Here is a 20,838-nt window from a genome sequence, read left to right on the forward strand (position 1 = left end):
GGCTACGCCGTGCGCGCGAGTGCGTCCTCGTCGACGCGGACCCAGCTCGAGTCCCGATCGGAGCTCTGCTCCACGGCGGCCAGCACGCGCTGCACCTGGAGTCCCTCCGCGAAGGTGGGGTGCGGGTCGGTGCCCGCGTCGATGGCCTCCACGAGATCCTTCACCTGGTGGCTGAAGCCGTGCTCGTAGCCGAGCATGTGGCCGGCGGGCCACCAGGCCGCGACGTACGGATGCTCCGCCTCGGTCACGAGGATCTTCGTGAAGCCCTGGGTCTGCGTCGGCGTGGTGCGGTCGTAGAACCACAGCGCGTTGAGGTCCTCGAGGTCGAAGGCCAGGGAACCCTGGTCGCCCGACACCTCGATGGACAGGGCGTTCTTGCGACCGGTGGCGAAGCGCGTCGCCTCGAACGACCCGAGCACGCCGCCCTCGAACCGGCCGGTGAAGATCGCCACGTCGTCGACGGTGACCTCGCCATAGCCCTCGGCCGCGGTGCCCGACAGTCCCGAGCCCGATCCCAGCAGCGGCCGCTGCTTCACGATCGTGTCGATCACGCCCGAGACCCGCTCGAGCTTCATGCCGGTCACGAACTGCGCCAGGTCGATGGCGTGGGCGCCGATGTCGCCAAGCGCGCCCGAACCGGCGTGCTCCTTCTGCAGCCGCCACGCCAGGGGCATGTCGCGGTCGACGAGCCAGTCCTGCCGGTAGCTCGCACGCACCTGCGCGATGCGACCCACCGCGCCCTGGGCGATCAGGTCGCGCAGGAACGTCACGGCCGGCACCCGCCGGTAGGTGAAGCCGACCATGGCCCGGATGCCGCGTGCTCCAGCCCGCGCCGCGGCATCCGCCATGGCCTCGGCCTCGGCGACGGTGTTCGCCAGGGGCTTCTCGCACAGCACGTGCTTGCCGGCCTCCAGCGCGGCGATCGCGATCTCGGCGTGGGAGTCCCCGGGTGTCACGATGTCGACGACGTCGATGTCGTCGCGTGCGATGACCTCGCGCCAGTCGGTGGCCGACTCGGCCCAGCCCCACTTCGCCGCGGCATCCGCCACGGAATCGGCGTTCCGACCGACGATGACCGACATCTCGACGGCCGCCGGCAGGTCGAACACGCGGGGCGCGGTGCGCCAGCCCTGCGAGTGGGCGGCGCCCATGAAGCCGTGGCCGATCATCGCGACGCGCAGCCGCCGAACGGTGCCCCCGCTCATGCCAGCACGACCTCGCGCTCGACCGGGACCCGGTTGGTGACGTACCGCCCGGGACCGCCGTCGACGCCCGGCGCGATCTGCATGTAGAGCAGGCGCATCGTGAGGACGACCTCGACGGTGAGGCGCTCGCCCGCCGCGGGAGCGTGCTCGAGCGGGATGACGACCTCGGGCTTGTCGGCGACGAACCAGAGCGTCTCCCACTGCTCGGGAAGCTCCTCGACGCGGTAGCTCGTGCCGTTCAGCTCGAACCGCAGCGCGTCCTTCGGCACGGTGACGCCGTTGACGGATGCCGCGACATCGTCGACCGCCGAGAGCCAGAGGCTGCGGTACCAGGGAAGCTGCACTGCGACGGCGATGCCGTCGGCGGTGCGACGGACGTCCTTCTCGGAGAAGAGTGAATTGTGCGTGGCCATGATGGGTCCCTACTTGAAGGTGTCTTCGAAGGTGTCGTGCGCGACCGGCGGCGCCGGCTCGAGCTTCTGCACGGTCGTGGGGCTGTACGGGTGGTTCGTGCTCGGCACGGGCTCGTCGGCGGGGGGCATGAACACGGGCTTGCCGTCGTCGCCGAAGTACATGAGGTCGAGGTCGAACGCGCCCTGGTTCTTCAGCCCGAAGCTGATCCAGTTCTCCTCGAAGGGGGCGCGGGCGAGCTCGTAGCAGCGGAACTTCCAGAACTTCCACTCGCCGTCCTGCTTGAGGAAGTCGATGGCGTACTTGCACCAGACCCAGTGCGCCCAGACCTTCTTGCCGAGCACCTCACCGGGCGAGTACATGTCGGGGAACGACTCGGCCACCTTCGGGTCGGTCAGGCCCGACTCGGTGCCGGCCATGAGCCAGACGCCCTTGGCCGTCCGCCCATCGGCGGCGACCTCGATCACCGGGGTCGTGGTGGCGTGCAGGATGAGCTTGCCTTCGGGACTCGGGCGGTCACGGTGGTAGCGCGTCACGCTCTCCCACGTCGTGTACTGCCCGGCGTTCGTGTACCGCGCACGGATGCCCGGCGTCCCCTCGGCCACCCACAGCGGGATGATCTGCTCGTCCTGGAACGCGTTGTGCAGGTACATGTAGCGGTTGAAGAGGTTCTCCACCGCGCCGCGATCCTCAGCGCGCTGCGCGAGGGCCCGCGCGGAGGCGACCTCCTCGCGCAGTCCGGCGATCTCTGCCCGGAGCTCGGCGATCTCAGACAACGGCCTGCTCCTCGACCGTGGCTTCGATCGCCCGACGCATGAGCGCGTGCTGCTGCTTCACCAGCTCGATCGGGTCGGCCTCGCCGAGGTCGGAGAACGCGTGGCCCTCCCACTCGCTGGAGAGGTATCCCCGGTAGCCGCCCTCGACGAACTGGCGGACGATGCGCGGGATATCCATCGCGGGCTCGTCGCCGTTCTCGTCGATGTCGTAGAACTTCGCGTGCACGTGGAAGATCTGCGGCATGATGTCGAGCCACTCCTCGGGCGGCACCAGGCCGTGCATGTTGAAGGCGAGACGCGTGAACGGGCCGAAGCGGAGGAAGTCCACCCCCTCCCCCGACAGGTAGTCCTCGAACTTCTGGTTGCGCACGTGCATCGGCGTCGGCTCGTGCCAGATCTCGTCCATCACGGGGAAGTGCCGCTCGTCCATGCCCATCTGGCTCAGCGTGCGGAGCAGCGTCGGCGAGAGCGAATGCATGGTCGAGCTGAAGTCCGCGGTGAACCCGAGGCGGTCGCTGTCGAGCTCCTCGTACAGCTCGCGGATCTGCAGCACCTGCGGGTTGTTCGGACCCGAGGGCGCGTGGATCTCGTAGCCGAGCTTCTGGTCGTACTTCTCCGCGAGCGGGAGGAGGCTGCGCAGGAGTTCCTTCCCCGCGGAACGGATGACGATCTTCGTGAAGCCGAGCGTGTTCGCGGTCTTCAGCTGCCGAGCGAGGAACTCGTGCTCCTCGTCGGGCGTCATGTCGCGGTCCTTGCGGCGCCCCATGTCGAGGTTCGTGCCGATCGCGCTGGGCTCGAGTCCGTACCGATCCATGCTGTCGCGCCAGATCCTGACGAACTCGTCGTCGACGTCGGGATAGGTGCGCAGCATCTGGGCGATGTTGAACTCGATGCCGGGGCCGAGCCCGTGATCGGCCGCAGCCTTGATGAGGGTCTCGGGCGTGTAGAGCCCTGCGGCGAACTCGGAGGTGAGGGAGTAGAGGGTGATCCCGAGCTTGATCCCGGTGCCGGCGATGCCGTGGTCTTCAGTCATGTCTGTGTCCCTGAGCGTGTCGAAGGGGGCGGGTCAGCCGTGGACCGGCTGCGCGAGGTGGGAGTGGAGGATCGCGCGCGCTTCCGCGGCATCCGTGATCATGCGAGAGCCCGCCGCCTCGGCGGCCGAGCGCTGCACGGCCTGCTCACCGGCGATGATCTCGAAGGGGCTCTGCCAGTGGTTCCAGTGCCAGCCCTCGTACTCGCTGGAGATCGCGCCCGAGTAGCCCTGTTCGACGAGGAGCGCGATGAGGTCGCGCACGGGGACCGACGGCTCCTCGCCGTGCTCGTCGATGCCGAAGAACTTGCCGTGCACGTGGCGGATCCACGGCATGATCTCGAGCCAGTCGTCGACGCGCGCCGGTCCGAACAGGCCGGTGCCGTTGATGCCGAAGTCGATGCCGAGGTCGGGGCGTCCGTTCTGGGCGGCGAGGCCGATGAACGCGCCGAACCGCTGGCCGTGCTCGGCCTGGTCGGCGGGCGGGCCCTGCTCGTAGAAGGTGTTCCAGAGATCGACGACCTTCGCGAGCAGTTCGTCGGATGCCCCGCGTCGGCGGTACGCCTCGAGCAGCGACGGGGCGAACCCGGTGACCGTCGCGCCCCAGTCGGCGGTGAAGCCGAGGAACGGCGAGCCGACCTCTTCGTAGCGGTCGCGCAGCGCGAGGATGCGCGGGTGCGAGGCGTACTGGTCGGCGTGCACCTCGAGGGCGAGGGTGACGCCGTACTCCTCGGCGACCGGGGCGAGCTGCTCCATCGAGTCGGGTGTGAGCGAGATCTGCACGCGGGCGATCGGGAAGCCGAGCTTCGCGGCGGCCGCGATCTGGCGCCGCATGTACTCGATGAGCTCGTCCTGCGTGAGGAGGCGATCGCGATGGATGCCGATGTCGGCATTCACCGCGAGCGACGTGGTGACCAGTCCGACCTCGTCGACGAGGTCGCGGAACCACCCGGCGAAGCGGTCGTCGATCTCGGGGAAGCCGCGGAAGCTCGAGAATCCGATGATCTCGAGCCCGGGACCGTAGCCGTCGGCCGCGACCTTGCGGATGAGCGCCTCGAGGTCGTACTCCCGGGCGTGGAAGGCCCGGGTGAAGCTGTAGAGGGTGACGCCCTGGATGGGCGTGCCGAGTGCGTCGCTCATGCGGCCACCGCCTTCATGGTCTTGGAGTCGTGCTCCTCGATGTGGAGCACCTCGTTCTCGCCGATGACGATGTACGGGATGTACAGCGTCAGGTCGACGTCGACCTCGTGCTCCGCTTCACCGGCCTCGACGCGCACCTCGCCCGAGAGCACGGCCGAGTCGGTGGGGAACCACCACTCGCCCGTCTCGTCGACGAGCTCGGCGAAGGTGAAGGTGCGGCCGTTCATCGTCCAGCGCAGCGACTCCTCGGCCGCCGGCACGCCGTCGATGCTGAGGCCGGCGCCCGCGATGCAGGAGCCCGGAAGGGCGCGGTACCACGGGATGCGGACCTCGACCTCGGCGCGCCGGCCGTCGGTGGTGAGCGTGTTCGGCTCGATGATGCGATCGGGGATCACCGGGACCTCCTCGTCAGGGGCGGCGTCGCGCCGCTGGACTTCTTTGTCATGATTTCCTCATTCTAATGTCTGTTTTAGACATAAGCAAGACGTGGGCTCATTTCGAGGCGAGTGACGTCGCGATCCGCCGGGCACCGCGCACCGCCAGGGCGACGCTCGTGAGCGTCGGGTTGCAGGCCGTCGCGGTGGGGATCACGCCGTTGCCGGCGACGTACACGCCCGGCGCGCTCCACAGCTCGCTGTCGGGCGTGCAGACGCTCTCGCCGTCGTCGGTCTCGCCCATGCGCGTCGTCCCCTGGTAGTGCAGGGATGCGCCGGGCGGCATCGTGAACGGCCGGGAATCGATGGGCTCCCCCACCGCTGCGCCGAGGCGCACGATCTCCTCGCGTGCGCGGTCGATCACCGCATGGTCGCGATCGGTGAGGCGGTAGTGGATGCGCATGGCGGGCATGCCGTAGGCGTCGGTCGCGTCCTCCGCGAACTCGACACGGTCGTCGGGTTGCAGGTCCTTCGCGCAGAACAGGCCCAGGCCGACGATCGACCCCGGCACGACGGGATCGTCGTCCGCGAGCGGCACCGGCGAGGCGTCCAGCTGCATGATCTGGCCGTGGAACGGCACGTCGTCGGTGAACGGCACCCAACTCACGCCGCTCTGCTCGCTCAGCGCCCCGGCGGCGGCGACCTGGTCGCGGGCCGCAGCGGGCGCAAGGCGTTCGGCGTCGCGGATGCGGGACGCGAACACCACCTGGGCCTGGTCGTTCAGGTAGCGGCCGAGTGCGGGCGGCCGGATGCCGGACGCCCACAGCAGTTGCGGCGTGCGGAGCGCATCGCCGGCGACGACGACGGCCCGGGCACGCACCGTGTGCGTCTCGCCGGAGCGGCGATCACGCACCTCCACGCCGGCGGCGCGTCCCGCGTCGTCGACGAGGACGCGGGTGACGAGGGACTCGTCGTGGAGTTCGAAGTCCGGGTTCGCCCGGGTGGCCTCGCCGAGCACGACGTCGGAGCCCGACCACACGAGGCGGCCGTCGGCACGCCGGTGGACGGCCAGCGGCATCCGCTGCACTCGCGCCGCAGGCGCTCGGTCGTCGTCCACGACGGCGGCGAGGCGTTCGCGCACCACCGCACCGAATGGCGAGCCGTCGAAGGCGTCGGTCGTCACGCCGAGCAGGCGGTCGGCCTCATCGAGCAGCTCGTCGAGGTCGGGGAGGAACGCGATGCGCTCGCTGCCGCCCGGACGCGGGCACGCGGCCGTCCAGTGCGCGGACATGCCGCCGACGTTGGTCGACATCGCCGCGACGGGCAGCCCGTCCTCGCCGGGGAAGGCGTAGCCGTCGTCGAGGAGGAAGGTGCCGGGCCGGGCGCGCCGGTCGCCGCTCTTGACGGCTCCCGGTGAACTGACGGTGTCGGCCCCCGCGCCCGGACCCTCGGAGGCGCGCTGTGCGGCGGAGCGCCTCGCCGGATCCTCGATGTTCTTCACGTGCGCTCCGGGCGGGTCCGACACGGTCGGCCCGGCCTCGAACATCGCGATGGTGAACCCGGGCGCCTCCTCGCTCAGGATCCGGGCGTAGGCGGCACCGGTCGGGCCGCTGCCGACGATGGCGACGTCGACCTCGGCGGGATACCGCGACGCGTCGTCCACCGCTGCGGGGTTCATGCCGCCGCCGCGAGTTGCCGGATGAGCTTCACCGACTCGGCGGAGGCCGTCTGCGGGTAGTACTCGAGCCCGATGGGCCCGTCATAGCCGGCGGCGCGGAGGTCGGCGAGCCGCGCCGGCCAGTCGATCGCGCCGGTTCCGGGCTCGCCGCGACCCGGCGCGTCGGCCAGCTGCACGTACCTGATGAGGTCGCCGCCGTTCGCGAGCTCGGCGGCGACGTCCTCGCCCTCCACGGTCGAGTGGTAGAGGTCGTAGAGCACACCGAAGAACGGCGAATCGACGCCGCGGGCGACGTAGACCGCCTCCGACGTGCGATCGAGCAGCGACCCGGGGTGGTCCACGCGGACGTTGACCGGTTCGAGCACCAGGGTGATGCCCGAGCCGTCGATCTGCGCGACGGCCTTCTGGTAGATCTCGATGAGCTTGTCGAGCTGCACCTGGCGCTTCCAGCCGCCGAATCCGGTGCCGCTGCCCACGACGATGCGGGGCGTGCCGAGCTCGTGGGCGATCTCCACGCCCTCGTCGAGCTTGCGGAAGAACTCCGAATGATCCCACGGCGGGATCATGAACTGCGTGCGCGGCTCGGCCAGCTGGGCCGTCAGCCGCGTGCCGGTGTCCTCGAGCGCGGCCTTCAGGGCGGGCAGGTCCTTGGGCGTCGACGGCGCGTCGACCCCGGTCGGCCCCCACATCTCGACGGCGGTGAAGCCGGATGCCGCGGCAGCGCGCACGCGGTCCTGGTAGTCGCCGGCCTCGGTGAAGAGGAGCTCGATGTTCGGCGCAAGTTCGTACATGGGGGTGCCCTTCGTGGGTGCGATGGAGTTCAGGAGATGAGTGAGCGTCGGCCGCGAGGCATCCGTCAGCCCTTGAGGCCGCCGGCGAAGCCCTGGATGAAGCGCTTCTGGGCGAACATGTAGAAGAGCAGGATCGGGACCATCGAGATGATGACGACCGCGAAGATCTTGTTCCACGCCGAGACGAGGCCGCCGACGTAGGTGTACATCGCGACGGGGAGGGTCTGGGTCTCGGATCCGCCGAGGAAGATCAGCGAGTTGAAGAAGTCGTTCCAGACGATCAGGCCCGCGAGGATCGCGACCGTTCCGGTGGCGGGCGCCATGAGCGGCAGCACGACGCGGAAGAACGCCTGCGTGGGCGAGGCGCCGTCGATGACGGCGGCCTCCTCGTACTCGGTGGTCAGTCCGCGGAAGAAGCTCGCGTAGAGGAACACCGACAGCGGGAGCAGGATCGCGATCCAGAGCAGGATCATGCCGACCGCGTTGCCGGTGAGCCCGACGCTGCGTGCGCCGATGTAGAGCGGCACGGTGCCGAGCTGCGCGGGCAGGATGATCGCGACGAGCACGAGGTAGTAGGCGAGGTTGGTCCAGGCGCGGGTGCGCCGGGCGATCACGTACGCCGCGACCGACCCGAGCAGCACAAGCCCGAGGATGGCACCGGCGGTGATGATGACGCTGTTGAGGATGCTCATCGGGATGCTGTTGCGCCCGGTGGTCGTGAGCACCTCCACGAATGCGCCGAAGTCCACCGTCGACGGCGGCGCGACGGCGCTGGTCGTGAGCAGTTCCTCGTCGGGCTTCAGGGCGGTCACGACGAGGAGGTAGAAGGGCAGCAGGCCGATCAGGGTGACGACCCAGACGAGGACCTCACGGAGGGCGGTGGCCTTGGTGTAGCGGAACATGGGTCAGGCCCTTCCGGTCTCGCGGTCGCGGGTGACGTACTGCTGGAGGATGGCGAACGCCAGGATGATCACGGTGAGCACCAGCGCGAGCGCCGAGCCGAATCCGAACTGGCCGAGCGAGAACGCCTGCTTGTACACCTGGGTGGCGAGCGTCTCGGTGGCGCCGGCCGGCCCCCCGCCGGTGAGGGCGAGGATCTGGTCGAAGATGCGCAGGCCCTGGATGATGCCGAGCGTGGTCGCGATCGCGATCGACGGCCGGATGGCGGGGACGATGACGTACCGGAACCGCTGCCAGATGCCGGCGCCGTCGAGCGCGGCGGCCTCCTCGACCTCGATCGGCACGCTGGCGAGGCCCGCCAGGTAGATCACCATGGTGAACCCGGTCTGCTGCCAGACCACGGTGATCAGGATGGCCCAGATCGACCACGTCGGGTCGGCCAGCCAGACCTTCTGGAACTCCTCGAGCCCGAGCAGGCCGAGGAAGCCGTTCAGCGGTCCGTCGAACTGGAAGATGAACTTCCACACGTAGGCCACCGCGAGCGGGCTCAGCACGACGGGCATGAACAGGAGCGTTCGCAGGATGTATCGCGACTTCAGTATCCGGTTGATGGCGAGTGCGAACAGGAGGCCGAAGACGTTGGTGAGGATGACCGAGGCGAACGCGAGGAACAGCGTGTTCACCACGGCCCCGACCATCAGCGGATCCTGGAAGATCCGCTGGAAGTTCTCGAGGCCCACGAACGCCCAGTCGCCGAGCCCCGTCCAGTCGGTGAAGGCGAAGAACCCGCCGGTCAGCGTCGCGACGTAGTGCACGGCGATGACCAGGATCACGGCGGGCATGGCCCACCACCAGTGGCCGAAGCTGATCAGCGGCTTCTTGCCGCGCTTGCGCGGCGCCGGCGTGTTCCACGCCTCGGGCGGCACGGTGAGTGTGCGAGTGCTGCTCTCGTCGATCGTCACTGTCATCTGCTCTCTGACCTCGTCGTCTCGCGCCCCGGTTGCAGGTCGGGCGCCCTAGGGCAACTGTGACACACTTGCGTCGGAAAGACACATTAGTTGTCTCGATATCGCATATAAGTAGCGCCATGATCCGTCGTACGCGGCGGCTGGAAGGATTCCCCTGTGATGGAGCACGCGTCATCCGCTTCCACCGAGGCGTCCGACCGCCTCTGGGATGCCTTCGTCGACCCACCCGACGAGGCGCGCCCACGCGCCTGGTGGCACTGGATGGACGGCAACATCGACCCCGAGGGCATCGAACGCGACTTGCGGTGGCTCCACGCCGTCGGGGTGCGCGGTGCGCAGGTGTTCGACGGCGGGATGGGCGGTCCCCTCGTCGTTCCCGCGCCCGTGCGGCCCGGCTCTTCGGCATGGGACGAGGCCGTGCTCGCCGCGAAGCGCACCGCGTCGGAACTCGGCATCGAACTGGCCGTCGCGACCTCGTCGGGCTGGAGTGCGGCCGGCGGCCCGTGGGTGGAACCGGCCGATGCCATGAAGAAGGTGGTCTGGTCGGAGCTCGCGTTGGCCGGCGGCCGCCCCGTCGAGGTGCCGCTTCCGCCTCTGCCCTCGGTGGCGGGCCTGTACCAGGACTCCCCTCGCTGGGACGCGGAGCCGGACGGCCCCGGCTGGGCCACGGACTGGCGCGTGCTCGCGTTCCCCGCCGATCCGCTGCACCAGGTGCAGGCACCGGCCCGCTTCCGCGCTTCCTCGCGAGTGCACGACTGGACGTGCCTCACCGACGGGTCGTTCGGCCGGTCGCTCGCGCTGCCGCGCGACCCCGACGGGTGGTCGACCGCGTGGATCGAGCAGGAGTTCGTCACCCCGATCACGGTGCGATCGGTCGTCGTCGGCCTGCCCGGCCCGCGCGGGTTCGGCGCGGCGCCACCCGCGACCGCGGTCCTGCAGGCGAGCGACGACGGCGAGACGTATCGAGACGTCGTCGAACTGCCGGCCGACGGCGTTCCGGCTCGCACCGCGTCGTTCCCCGCCGTCACCGCACGGTGGTTCCGGCTCGTGCTCTCGGGGTCGAGCGCCGCCGAGGCGCTCCCGCCGATCGCCCACGGCGTGCGACGCCCACCGGTGCTCCGCACCACTGACCGCTTCGAGGTCTCCGAGTTCGTGCTGCGCTCGGGCGGGCGCGTCCACCGCGCCGAGGCGAAGGCCGGTTTCGGCGTCGTCGCCGACTACTTCGCCGTGTCCACCGACCCGCGGGCCGGCGCCGGCGCGCTGCATCCTGAGACCGTCATCGACGTCAGCGAGCACGTGCATGACGGCGTGCTCCGCTGGAACGCGCCGCCGGGCGATTGGACCATCCTTCGCCTCGGCGCGTCGCTCACGGGGCAGACGAACGGGCCTGCACCGGCCGATGCCACCGGGCTCGAGGTCGACAAGCTCGACGGCGACCCGGTGCGCGCGTACCTGCGCACGCACCTCGGCCGCTTCGCCGTCGACGACGAGCCGGGCGCGGTGTCGACGCCGCGCTTCGGCGCGCTCCTCAGCGACAGCATCGAGGCCGGCCCGCAGAACTGGACGGAGGCGATCCTCGAGCAGTTCGGACGCCGTCGGGGCTACGACCCGACGCCCTGGCTGCCCGCGCTCGCCGGTTGCCCGGTGGGCGACCCCGAGGCATCCGACCGGTTCCTCTACGACTACCGCCGCACGATCACCGAGCTCATCGCGGACGAGTACTACCGAACGCTCGCGGCCGAGGCGCATCGGCGCGGCATGACGGCCTACGCCGAGGCGCTCGAGGATGGCCGGCCACAGCTCGGCGACGACCTCGCGATGCGCTCCCACGCCGACGTCCCGATGGGAGCGATGTGGACGTTCGACGCGGAGCGGGGTCCGCTTCCGACGTACGTGGCGGACCTGAAGGGCGCGTCCTCCGTCGCCCACGTGCAGGGCCGGCAGTGGGTTGGCGCCGAGGCCTTCACGTCGTTCGATCGTCCGTGGTCGTGGACGCCGCGCACGCTCAAGCACGTCGCCGACCTGCAACTCTCGCTCGGCGTGACCCGGTTCTGCATCCACACCTCGCCGCACCAGCCGATCGCCGCTCCGCCGCCGGGGATCGCCCTCGCCCCGTTCCTCGGGCAGGCGTTCACGATCAACGAGACCTGGTCGCACGTGGCCCGCCCGTGGATCGACTACCTCGCGCGCTGCTCGGCAGTGCTGAGCATGGGCGTGCCGGCGGTCGACGTCGCGGTCTTCGTCGGGGAGGAGGCGCCGGTCACCGGCCTCTTCGGGCAGGACTTCGACACCGTCGTGCCGCCCGGGTTCGACTTCGACTACGTCGGGGTCGACGCCCTCACCGGCGTGCTGCGCGTCGAGGACGGTGCGGTCGTCGCCGACGGCGCCTCCTATCGCCTGCTGTACCTGGGCGGTTCGAGCGACCGGATGACGCTCGCGAGCCTCCTGGCGGTCGAGGGGCTGCTCGACCAGGGCGCCACAGTCGTGGGCCGACGGCCGACCGCGTCGCCATCGCTCGGCGACGATGCCGACTCGTTCGACCGCAGCTGCGACCGCATCTGGACCGCACCGCGCGCACGAGGACGCGTGCTCGACACCTCCGACCTCCGCGAGGCGCTCGACGAGCTCGGCCTGAAGCCCCCGCTCGAGGTCGTCGGCCCGCCGGTCCGGCAGATCTCCCGGGTCATCGACGGTCGACGCGTGACGTTCCTCGCGAACCCGTCGGCCGAGCCGGCCGAGATGCAGCTCCTCGTGGCCGATTCTGCGCCGCACCTCGTGGCGTGGGATCCGGTGGCGCTGCAGGTGCAGGGGCTCCCGCACGACGGGACACCGTCGGGCGACGGCCGCAGGGCGTACGGGCTCTCGCTGCCGAGCTTCGGCTCCGCGTTCGTGCTCGGCGCCGACGCGGATCCGCCCACGCCGGCGGTCCGGTCCACGCAGCTCCGCGGGCCATGGGAGCTGCACCTGCCCGGCCGCCCCTCGACCGCGATGCCCTCGGGCCCCGCACTGTGGACGACCCTCGACGACGAAGCCCGCGGCTTCTCGGGGACCGGCGCCTACTCGATCGCGTTCGACCTCGCCGATGCACCGGTCGACGGCGATCGCCATCTCGTCGACCTCGGTGTCGTGCGCGACATCGCCCGGGTGACCGTCAACGACGTCGACTGCGGGGTGGCCTGGACGGCGCCGTTCCAGGTCGAGGTGACCGCCGCGCTGCGCGCCGGGACGAACCTGCTGCGCATCGAGGTCACCACGCCGTGGCGGAACCGCCTCATCGCCGAAGCCGCGGCGGCGAGCGGCGGCATCCTCGAACCGATGACCCAGGTCTTCGAGCCGACGGCCGAGCCGCTCCCGGCCGGGCTCGCCGGCCCGGTCGTGCTCCTCGTCGAGTCCCCCGGCTGAAGGGTGCTCGCGGGCAGGATCAGCGGCACTATTGCCACACATCACCAAGACTAATGTCGGAATCGTGCCAATGTGTGCCACGCTGGAGGTGCGGCCAGCGGCCGAGCCGGCCCGAGGCTGGCGACAACGACGTCACGAAAGGTCCGAAATGTCACAGCACCCCGCATCCAAGCCGCTTCGGTGGTCGCTCCTGGCGGCTCCCGTCGCCGGAGTGATGGTCCTCGCCGGTTGTTCCGGCGGCGGCGACACCGGCAGCACCGACGACGCATCGGGCGCCGGCTTCTCCATGATGGTCGCCCAGGCCAACGACGCCGACGACTTCTACGCGCAGATGGCGAAGGCGTACACGGAGGAGACCGGCACCGAGATCGAGGTCATCCCGTACCCCTCCGAGGCGTACAACACCCAGGTCACCACCCAGTTCCAGGCGGGCAACGCGGCGGATGTCGCCGTCCTCTCGCCGGGAACCGGCCAGCCGATCTCGGTGATCACCCTCGCCGACGCCGGCTTCCTCGAGCCCCTCGACGACACGTCGGCCGCAATCATCCCCGAGGGCACCGAGTCGCTCTACGAGGTGGATGGCAAGATCTACGGCCAGCCGACCTCGCTCTCCCCCGTCGGCCTGATCTGGAACCCGGCGGCCGCTGAGGAAGCGGGCATCGACGAGTTCCCGGCCACCTTCGACGACATGCTGAAGGCCTGCACCACGGCGCGCGACGCGGGGAAGAGCTTCACCGTGCTCGCCGGCTCCGTGTCGTTCAACACCGGCCTGCTCGCCCAGCTCGTCTCGGCGACCCGCGTCTACGAGGAGACCCCCGACTGGAACGAGCAGCGCGCGGCCGGCGACGTCACCTTCGCCGACAGCGACGGCTGGAAGCAGACGCTCGACGACATCGTCGCCATGAACGACGGCGGGTGCTTCCAGGACGGCGCGGCGGGCGGCACGTTCGACTCGATCACGAACGGCATCGGCGGCGGCACCTCGCTGAGCGCCGCCGTTCCGGGCTCGGCCGCGACCTCCATCAACGCCGGCGCGGGCCTCGAGACCGACGTCCAGGCGTTCCCGCCCGCCGACGACCAGGGCGAGTTCATGCTGGCCTCCGCCAACTACGCGTGGGCCATCAACGCGAAGGCCGACGACGGCGCCAAGAAGTCCGCACAGGACTTCCTGGACTGGGTCGCCGAGCCCGAGCAGGCGCAGCAGTACGCCGAGCTCTCGGGTGCGGTGCCGATCACGGGTGTCAGCGCGGACACGCTGCTCCCGGTCTACCAGCCCGTCGCCGACCTGCTCGAGTCGGGTGCCTACACCGGCCTCCCGAACGCGACGTGGCCCAACCCGGCGACCTACGACGCCCTCGGCGTCGGCGTGCAGGGGCTCCTCACCGGACAGAAGACGGTCGAGGCGGTCCTCGAGGATATGGACGCCGCCTGGGATCAGTAGGACGCGTTCCTCGATCGGCTGCCGTCCGGAGCTTCGCGCCCCGGGCGGCAGCCGCGTTCCCGCCCCGACCACGAAGGAGCGCGGCCACATGACGCCGACCCGCCGCATTCGGAGGCTCCTCGACGAGCTCACCTGGGCCGAGAAGCTCGGCCAGCTGCAGATCGTGTTCCGACCGGAGCAGGCCGCGGCGTCGCAGCTCGTGCGCGACGGCATCGGCTCGGTGTTCTGGCCGCGCACGGCGGCCGCGACGAATGCCCTGCAGCGTGTCGCGGTCGAGGAGACCCGGCTCGGCATCCCCGTGCTGGTCGGGCTCGACGTCATCCACGGGCACCGCACGATCTCGCCGGTGCCCCTCGCGCAGGCGGCGAGCTTCGATCCACGGCTGGTGGAGGACCTCGCCCGCCTCGCGGCCGCGGAGGCTCGCTCCGCCGGGGTGACGTGGACGTTCTCGCCGATGGTCGACGTGTCCCGCGATCCGAGGTGGGGCCGCGTGGTCGAGGGCTTCGGCGAGGACGTGCACCTCACCGCCGAGCTCGGCCGCGCGATGGTGCGCGGGTACCAGGGCGCGTCGCTCGCGGCATCCGATGCCATCGCGGCCACCGCGAAGCACTTCGTCGCCTACGGGCAGCCCGAGGGCGGCCGCGACTACGACACGGTGGATGCCTCGGAGCACCGCCTGCGGAACGTGCACCTCGAGCCGTTCCGCGCCGCGGTCGCCGAGGGCGCGGCATCCGTCATGGCCTCGTTCAACACGGTCGGCGGCCGACCGATGCACGCGAACCGCCGCCTGCTCACCGACGTGCTGAAGGCGGAGTGGGGGTTCGAGGGGATCGTCGTCGGCGATGCCGACGGCGTGCGAAACCTCATCCCCCATGGCGTTGCCGCCGACCTCGCGGACGCGGTGCGGCTGGCATGGACCGCCGGCCTCGACGTCGAGATGGGCGGCGCGCCGTCCGATCTGGCGCAGGAGGACCTCTCCCCCGGCCTGCTCGATCCCGAGCGCGTCGACGATGCCGTGGCCCGGGTGCTCGCCCTGAAGGAGTCGCTCGGGCTCTTCGACGACCCGTACGTGTCCGCGGACGACGAACGGCTCGAGCCGACCGTCGAGAGCCGGCGACTGGTGCGCGCCGCCGCGGCGCGCTCGACGGTGCTCCTGAAGAACGACGGCACGCTGCCACTCGGGGATCCCCGGCGCGTGCTGGTCACCGGGCCGTATGCGGAGTCCACCGACCACCTCGGCGCGTGGACGCAGTCGTTCGCCGCGCCCGCGGGCAGCATCGCCGACGCGCTGCGGGAGCGGGTGCCGCGAGTCGAGCTCCGAGTGCTGCCCGGCGTCGGCTTCCTCGACGACGACGCCTCGCAGCTTCCCGCCGTCGACGCAGCCGCCCGCGAGAGCGACCTCGTGCTGGTGTGCGTGGGCGAGCCGAGCTCGCTCTCGGGCGAGGCGGCATCGCGCAGCGACCTGCGCCTGCCCGGGCGCCAGGAGGAACTGATCCGGCAGGTCGCCGCGTCGGGCACGCCGTTCGTCGTGGTGCTGGCGAACGGCCGCCCGCTCGTCGTCGCCGACTGGATCGACGTGGCACCCACCGTGCTCGAGGCCTGGCACGGCGGGACGGAGGCCGCTGCCGCGATCGTCGACGTGCTGCTCGGCGACGCCGAGCCCGCCGGCCGGCTGCCGATGTCGTTCCCGCGGTCGGTCGGGCAGGTCCCCATCCACTACGCGCACGAGCGCACTGGCCGGCCCGCGAGCGTCGGCGGCTCGCTCACCGAGGCGACGGTCGACATCGGGCTGCACGGCCCCGACAACGTGCACGAGAAGTACACCTCGAAGTACCTCGATCTCGAGCTCGGGCCGCAGTTCGCGTTCGGGCACGGGTCGGGGTACGCCACCTTCTCGCACTCGGCGCCGCGGCTCTCACGTGATGAGTGCGCCCTCGATGCCCTCGAGCGGGGCGAGACGCTGCGCGTCGCCGTGGACGTGACGAACACGTCCGGCCGATCGGGCGACGAGGTGGTCCAGGCCTACCTGGAGGACGTGGTGGCGAGCGTCGCCCCTCCGGTGCGGCGGCTCGTCGCGTTCGAGCGGCGCACCGTCGATCCGGGTGCCACGATCACGGTCTCGTTCGAGCTCGGCGCGCGCGAGTTGGGCTTCTGGTCGACGGATGCCGCGGGCGCGCGCTTCATCGTCGAACCGGGGCTCTTCCGCCTCCACGTCGGCGGCACGCTCGACCGAACGCAGTCGGTGGAGTTCCGCGTCAGCGATCGGCCCACCACGACCGCCCACTCGGCCGGGGCCGCGCGGATCCGGCTGCTGCAACGCGCGCCCTGACCGACCTCAGGCGAGGGGGCGGTAGCGGAGGTCGCGGAAGCGCACCTCTCCGTCGCCGGTCGCGTAGACCGCGGGCCGCAGGCTCTGGAGGTCGCCCACCGTGTTCGCGTGGTACCCCGAAGTCTCGTAGCGGATGGCGTGCCGGACCCACTCCTCGCCGGGCAGCCGGTACCACGACGTGACGACGTGCTCGTCGTTGCGGATGCGCAGCGCCATCCGGCGGGCCGCCGGCGCCGGCTCGCGCCAGTGCGTGGGGAGCCCGCCGGAGTAGCTCACCATGCGGTCGCCGTCGATGCCCATGCCGCAGAACAGCCGATGGTTGAAGAAGAGCAGCAGCCCGGCCTCTGCGCGCTGGCCGAGGAGCTCGACGTCGACCTCGATCTCGTACGAGTGGTCGCCCGTCACGAGGCAGAGCGGCGACGTGCCCGCGGGTCCGTCACCCCGCGCGCGGAGCACGAGCCCGTCGTCGACCCGCAGCCGCTCGGCCTCGCCGGGAGACGGCGCATGGAAGGTCCACCGCTCGCCGAGCCGGAACGCACCGGCCTCCTCCTCGAAGCCCGCTGCCGCGTCCTGCGACGCGGCATCCGCCGGCGCCGCCTGGGGCACACCGATATCGTCGGCGACCGCCACGGGCCAATCGTCGTCCGTCCAGTCGATCGGCTCGAGCAGGACCTGCCGACCGAGGGTGCGGAAGCCGTGCTCGTACCCGTGCGAGAGCATCCACCAGGCATCCGCCGGGCCCCGCAGGATCGTCGCGTGCCCGCGCGACCACCACGCCTCGGCGGCGTCCTCCGTGCGCGCGATCGGGTTTCCGGGGTGGTTCTCCCACGGCCCGTGCACCGAGCGCGAGCGGGCGACGATGACCATGTGACCGGTCGGCGGCCCGGCGGTGCCGCCGACGGCGCTCACGAGGTAGAACCACTCGCCGCGCCGGAACAGCTTCGGCCCCTCGAGCGCGTACGCCTCGGTGACCCAGTCGTCGGGGTAGCGCCAGCCGTCGTACACCCGCTCGAGCTCGCCTTCGGTCGAGAGCCCGTCGTCGGCCAGCTGGATACGTCGGATGCCGCTGACGAACAGGTATCGCCTCCCGTCCTCGCCGACGACGTGGCCGGGATCGATCGCGCCGCGGATGCCGAGGTCGATCGGCTCGGACCACGGACCGCGCATCGACGGCGCGTGGATCACGAAGATCGACGGCTCCGTCAGCTCCGACCAGCGCGTCGGGATGAACGGGATGTAGATGAAGAAGCGCCCGTCGTGCTCGGCGATGTCGACCGCGAACGTGTTGCCGAGCGGCTGCGGCAGGGCCGAGCCCTCGTACCTCCAGTTCACGAGGTCGGTCGAGCGGTACAGCGGCAGTCCGGGCGCGGCCTGGAACGACGAATACGTCATCCAGTACTCGTCGCCCACGCGGATGACGGCCGGGTCGGGCCGGTCGCCCGCGAGCACCGGGTTCGTGAAGGTCGTGGCCGGGTCGTGGTCGGTCATCGCTCGAGGATCCAGTCTTCGACCGTCTTCAGGGTGCGCAGGGCGCCGGCATCGCCGGGGTGATCGAGGTGGCCGTGCTCGGCGCCCGTTTCGACGTGGAGCCGGACGTCGACGCCGGCCGTCGTCAGGGTCGCGGCGAAGCGCTCGCCCGATGGCCGCAGCTCGTCGCGCTCGCACACCACGATCGACGTCGGTGGGAAGCCGTGGCCGTCGCCGAGCCCGGCGAAGGCGTGCGGATCGGCGAGCGCCGCTTCGCTCCCGGCGTAGTTCAACGTGAGCTGGCTGGTCGGTGACGCCGGGTCGATCGACTCGGAGCCCTCGGTCCAGTTCGGGTGCAGGACCGGGTAGACCAGCACGAGCCCGGCGGGCAGCGGGTCGCCAGCGTCGCGCAACCGCGTCACGGCGCCCGCGGCAAGCGCACCGCCCGCGCTGGCGCCGCCGAGCACGAGCGACTCGGGCGCCACGCCGGCGAGGTCGGCCGCGGCATCCGCCACGAACCGCCACGCGGCGATCACGTCGTCGGACGGAACCGGGAAGTGCACGTCGCCGAGGCACTTCGCGTAGTCGACGGAGACGACCGGGATGCCGCGTGCCGCGAGCTCGCGCGCGACCCAGTTCGACTCCGGCATGTCGAGGTTCCCGCCGATGAACGCGCCCCCGTGCACCCAGACCAGTGCCCGGCCGGTCGGCGTGGCGGTCGCATCGCGGAAGCTGCGGATCGGCACCGGGCCGTGCGGACCGTCCACACGGCGGTCCTCGGTCTCGACGTCGGCGAGGTGCGGGAACCGCCGCACGAGCGACGCAGTGTCCACGTCGGTTCGCGGGTCGGCGGGTTCGCCGTGCTCGGTGAGCCAGCGGATCGCCTCAGGCACCGGCATCCGCCGGAAGTCGGGAAGTCCTGCAGAGTCGGCCTCCACGGCCGGGGAGTCGCTCACGGTGTCTCCTCCTCGTCGTTCGCTACTGCAGCGGGCTTCTGCCCTTGGCGCGTGCGGCGCGCTCGGCCTCGGCGAGGATCTCGCTGTTGAAGTACTCCTGCTGCAGGATGATCCGGCCGTCCCGCACCCGGATCACGTGGAGGAACGACTGCGGATACGGCTCGCCGAGGAACGTCGCCTCCGGCACCATCCGGCTCGTGACGAAGAACAATGCGGGGTCCTCGGCCGCAACGATCTCGAGGTCGCGGTGCACGCAGTCGGCGAACATGCCGGCGTTGTTCACGGTGTTCGCCACGATCTCGTCGCGGCCCTCCCACCTGCTCTTGGGGAGGCCGGCGGGAGCGAAGGGCAGTTCCTTCACGCCATCCGGATGCCACAGCGCGAGGCGCTCCTCGGGGCGGTCGAGGTTCGAGGCGAAGAACGCCTCGACCACGGCCCGATTGGCGGTGCGGAGTTCCTCGACGGAGGCCACGGTCCCGCTCATGCCGGCTGCCGCATCGCCCGCATGCTGCGACGGATCAGGTCGTGCTGCTTGCGCACGAGCAGGAGGGGGTCCACCTCGCCGAGCTCGGCGAACGCGTGCCCCTCCCATTCGCTCGACCAGTAGCCGCGGTAGCCGCCCTCGACGAACACGCGCACGAGCTCGGGGTAGTCGATCGCGGGCTCCTCGCCGCGCTCGTCGATGTCGTAGAACTTCGCGTGCACGTGCAGGATCTGCGGCATGATGTCGGCCCACTCGCGCGGGTCGACGTGGCCGTGCATGTTGAACGCGAGGTGGGCGAACGCGCCGAGCCGTCCGGGGTCGAAGTCGCGGCCGCGGAGGTACGCGATGAACTCCTCCTGGCGCTGGCGCATCGGCGCGTCCGTCGCCCAGATGTCCTGCATGGTCTGCACGGCGTCGTCGTCGAGGCCGGCACGGCGCACCGCGCGCAGCAGCGTCGGCGACATCGAATGCATGGTGGCCGAGAAGTCGGCGACGAAGCCGAGCAGCGGCGAGTCGAGCTCGGCGTAGACGTCGCGCACCTTCAGGATCTCGGGAGCGTTCGGGCCCATCGGCGCGTGGATCTCGTAGGCGAGCTTCAGGTCGAGCTCCTCGGCGATCGGCAGGAGCCGGCGCAGCAGCTCGGGCTTCGCGCTCTGGATGCGCACGAGCGGGAAGCCGAGCTTCGCCGCGCCGCGGAACAGCGTCTCGCTGAACGCGAACTCCTCGTCGGGCGTCATGTCGCGGTCGCGGCGCCGTCCCATGTCGAGGTTCGCGCCGAACGAGCTCGCGTCGAACCCGTGCCGGTCGAACGCGTCACGCCACGTGCGCACGAACGCATCGGACACGACCGGGTACGTCGGCAGCACCTGCGAGGCGACGATCTCGATGCCCGGCCCGATGCCGAGCTCGGCCACCCGGTCGAGCAGCGCCGAGAAGTCGAACCAGCCGGCGCGGAACTCGGCGCTCGCCGAGTAGAGCGTGAGCCCGAGCTTGAACGGGTCCTCCTCGGTGGCCGCGGGCGCGGGCGGCACGTCTCGGACGAGCGCCGGCGGTGCGGCATCCTCGTCGGTCACCGTCAGCGTCATCGCCTGCTTCACGATGTTGGGCACGTAGATGCCCGGCCCGCCATCCGCGCCCGGCGCGATCTGCATGTACGGCAGGCGCAGCTCGCCGAACACCTCGATCTCGTGTGCCTCGCCGAGCGCGACCGGCTGCGGCCGCCTGACGATGAGCAGCGGGTGCGCCTGCAGGTACCAGAGCACGTCGTGCTGCTCGGGCAACTCGTCGAGCCCGTAGCGCACGCCGTCGAGCTCGAACGCGAGGTCCTCGGCGTCCACGGGCTGGCCGTCGACCGCGAGGCGGAGCGTGCTCACGGACGACAGCCAGAGGCTGCGGTACCACGGCAGGGTGAGGGCGAGCGCGAGCCCGTCGGGATGCGTGCGCAGGCTGGAGTCGTCGATGAGTCCGTTCGGCATGGTTCGTCCTG

17 protein-coding genes are annotated in these 20,838 nt (G+C 70.9%); 3 read left to right on the forward strand and 14 right to left on the reverse strand.

Annotation, left to right across the window (positions count from 1 at the left end):
* Positions 1-2: 2 nt before the first annotated feature.
* The 10 genes from J2X63_RS17310 to J2X63_RS17355 form a co-directional block, all read right to left on the reverse strand.
* Positions 3-1,205 (reverse strand): Gfo/Idh/MocA family protein, encoded by a 1,203-nt coding sequence (locus tag J2X63_RS17310; RefSeq protein WP_396133169.1) that lies wholly within the window; start codon positions 1,203-1,205, stop codon positions 3-5.
* A complete protein-coding gene (locus tag J2X63_RS17315; protein WP_309979517.1) occupies positions 1,202-1,618 on the reverse strand; it encodes a DUF6379 domain-containing protein in 417 nt (138 codons plus the stop codon). Before J2X63_RS17315 ends, J2X63_RS17310 begins: the two co-directional genes overlap by 4 nt.
* Positions 1,619-1,627: 9 nt before the next feature.
* Entirely contained in the window at positions 1,628-2,392 is a 765-nt protein-coding gene (locus J2X63_RS17320; RefSeq protein WP_309979519.1) for a nuclear transport factor 2 family protein, read from the reverse strand.
* A complete protein-coding gene (locus tag J2X63_RS17325) occupies positions 2,385-3,425 on the reverse strand; it encodes a TIM barrel protein (RefSeq protein ID WP_309979521.1) in 1,041 nt (346 codons plus the stop codon). Before J2X63_RS17325 ends, J2X63_RS17320 begins: the two co-directional genes overlap by 8 nt.
* A gap of 33 nt (positions 3,426-3,458) precedes the next feature.
* Positions 3,459-4,562 carry a sugar phosphate isomerase/epimerase gene (locus J2X63_RS17330; protein WP_309979523.1) on the reverse strand — a complete coding sequence of 368 codons (1,104 nt, stop codon included), beginning with the start codon at positions 4,560-4,562 and terminating at the stop codon, positions 3,459-3,461.
* The gene (locus J2X63_RS17335) at positions 4,559-4,957 is read right to left on the reverse strand and encodes a DUF6379 domain-containing protein (RefSeq protein WP_309979524.1); all 399 of its coding nucleotides are present in this window, start codon (positions 4,955-4,957) and stop codon (positions 4,559-4,561) included. The genes J2X63_RS17330 and J2X63_RS17335 overlap by 4 nt, the downstream gene beginning before the upstream one ends.
* Positions 4,958-5,054: 97 nt before the next feature.
* Complete coding sequence (locus J2X63_RS17340) at positions 5,055-6,614, reverse strand: GMC oxidoreductase (protein WP_309979527.1); 1,560 nt, start codon at positions 6,612-6,614, stop codon at positions 5,055-5,057.
* A complete protein-coding gene (locus J2X63_RS17345; RefSeq protein ID WP_309979529.1) occupies positions 6,611-7,405 on the reverse strand; it encodes a TIM barrel protein in 795 nt (264 codons plus the stop codon). Before J2X63_RS17345 ends, J2X63_RS17340 begins: the two co-directional genes overlap by 4 nt.
* A gap of 65 nt (positions 7,406-7,470) precedes the next feature.
* Positions 7,471-8,307, reverse strand: a complete 837-nt coding sequence (locus tag J2X63_RS17350; protein ID WP_309979531.1) for a carbohydrate ABC transporter permease — start codon at positions 8,305-8,307, stop codon at positions 7,471-7,473.
* A 3-nt stretch (positions 8,308-8,310) separates the two neighbouring features.
* Entirely contained in the window at positions 8,311-9,273 is a 963-nt protein-coding gene (locus J2X63_RS17355; RefSeq protein ID WP_309979533.1) for a sugar ABC transporter permease, read from the reverse strand.
* A 159-nt stretch (positions 9,274-9,432) separates the two neighbouring features.
* Between J2X63_RS17355 and J2X63_RS17360 the strand changes: the two genes are divergently transcribed.
* The 3 genes from J2X63_RS17360 (at position 9,433) to J2X63_RS17370 (ending at position 16,445) form a co-directional block, all read left to right on the forward strand.
* A complete protein-coding gene (locus tag J2X63_RS17360; protein ID WP_309979535.1) occupies positions 9,433-12,675 on the forward strand; it encodes a glycosyl hydrolase in 3,243 nt (1,080 codons plus the stop codon).
* A 148-nt stretch (positions 12,676-12,823) separates the two neighbouring features.
* The gene (locus J2X63_RS17365) at positions 12,824-14,116 is read left to right on the forward strand and encodes an ABC transporter substrate-binding protein (protein ID WP_309979537.1); all 1,293 of its coding nucleotides are present in this window, start codon (positions 12,824-12,826) and stop codon (positions 14,114-14,116) included.
* 88 nt (positions 14,117-14,204) lie between these two features.
* Positions 14,205-16,445, forward strand: a complete 2,241-nt coding sequence (locus tag J2X63_RS17370; RefSeq protein ID WP_309979540.1) for a glycoside hydrolase family 3 N-terminal domain-containing protein — start codon at positions 14,205-14,207, stop codon at positions 16,443-16,445.
* Positions 16,446-16,451: 6 nt separating this feature from the next.
* Here the strand turns inward: J2X63_RS17370 and J2X63_RS17375 are convergent, their stop codons facing one another.
* The 4 genes from J2X63_RS17375 to J2X63_RS17390 are packed head-to-tail and all read right to left on the reverse strand — an operon-like array spanning position 16,452 to position 20,827.
* The gene (locus J2X63_RS17375) at positions 16,452-17,933 is read right to left on the reverse strand and encodes a family 43 glycosylhydrolase (protein WP_309979542.1); all 1,482 of its coding nucleotides are present in this window, start codon (positions 17,931-17,933) and stop codon (positions 16,452-16,454) included.
* A complete protein-coding gene (locus tag J2X63_RS17380; RefSeq protein WP_309979544.1) occupies positions 17,930-18,868 on the reverse strand; it encodes an alpha/beta hydrolase in 939 nt (312 codons plus the stop codon). The genes J2X63_RS17375 and J2X63_RS17380 overlap by 4 nt, the downstream gene beginning before the upstream one ends.
* 22 nt (positions 18,869-18,890) lie before the next feature.
* The gene (locus tag J2X63_RS17385) at positions 18,891-19,352 is read right to left on the reverse strand and encodes a PhzA/PhzB family protein (RefSeq protein WP_309979547.1); all 462 of its coding nucleotides are present in this window, start codon (positions 19,350-19,352) and stop codon (positions 18,891-18,893) included.
* Positions 19,349-20,827 (reverse strand): DUF6379 domain-containing protein, encoded by a 1,479-nt coding sequence (locus J2X63_RS17390; RefSeq protein ID WP_309979548.1) that lies wholly within the window; start codon positions 20,825-20,827, stop codon positions 19,349-19,351. The genes J2X63_RS17385 and J2X63_RS17390 overlap by 4 nt, the downstream gene beginning before the upstream one ends.
* Positions 20,828-20,838 lie beyond the last annotated feature (11 nt).

This window comes from Agromyces sp. 3263, assembly GCF_031456545.1.
Lineage (GTDB): Bacteria > Actinomycetota > Actinomycetes > Actinomycetales > Microbacteriaceae > Agromyces.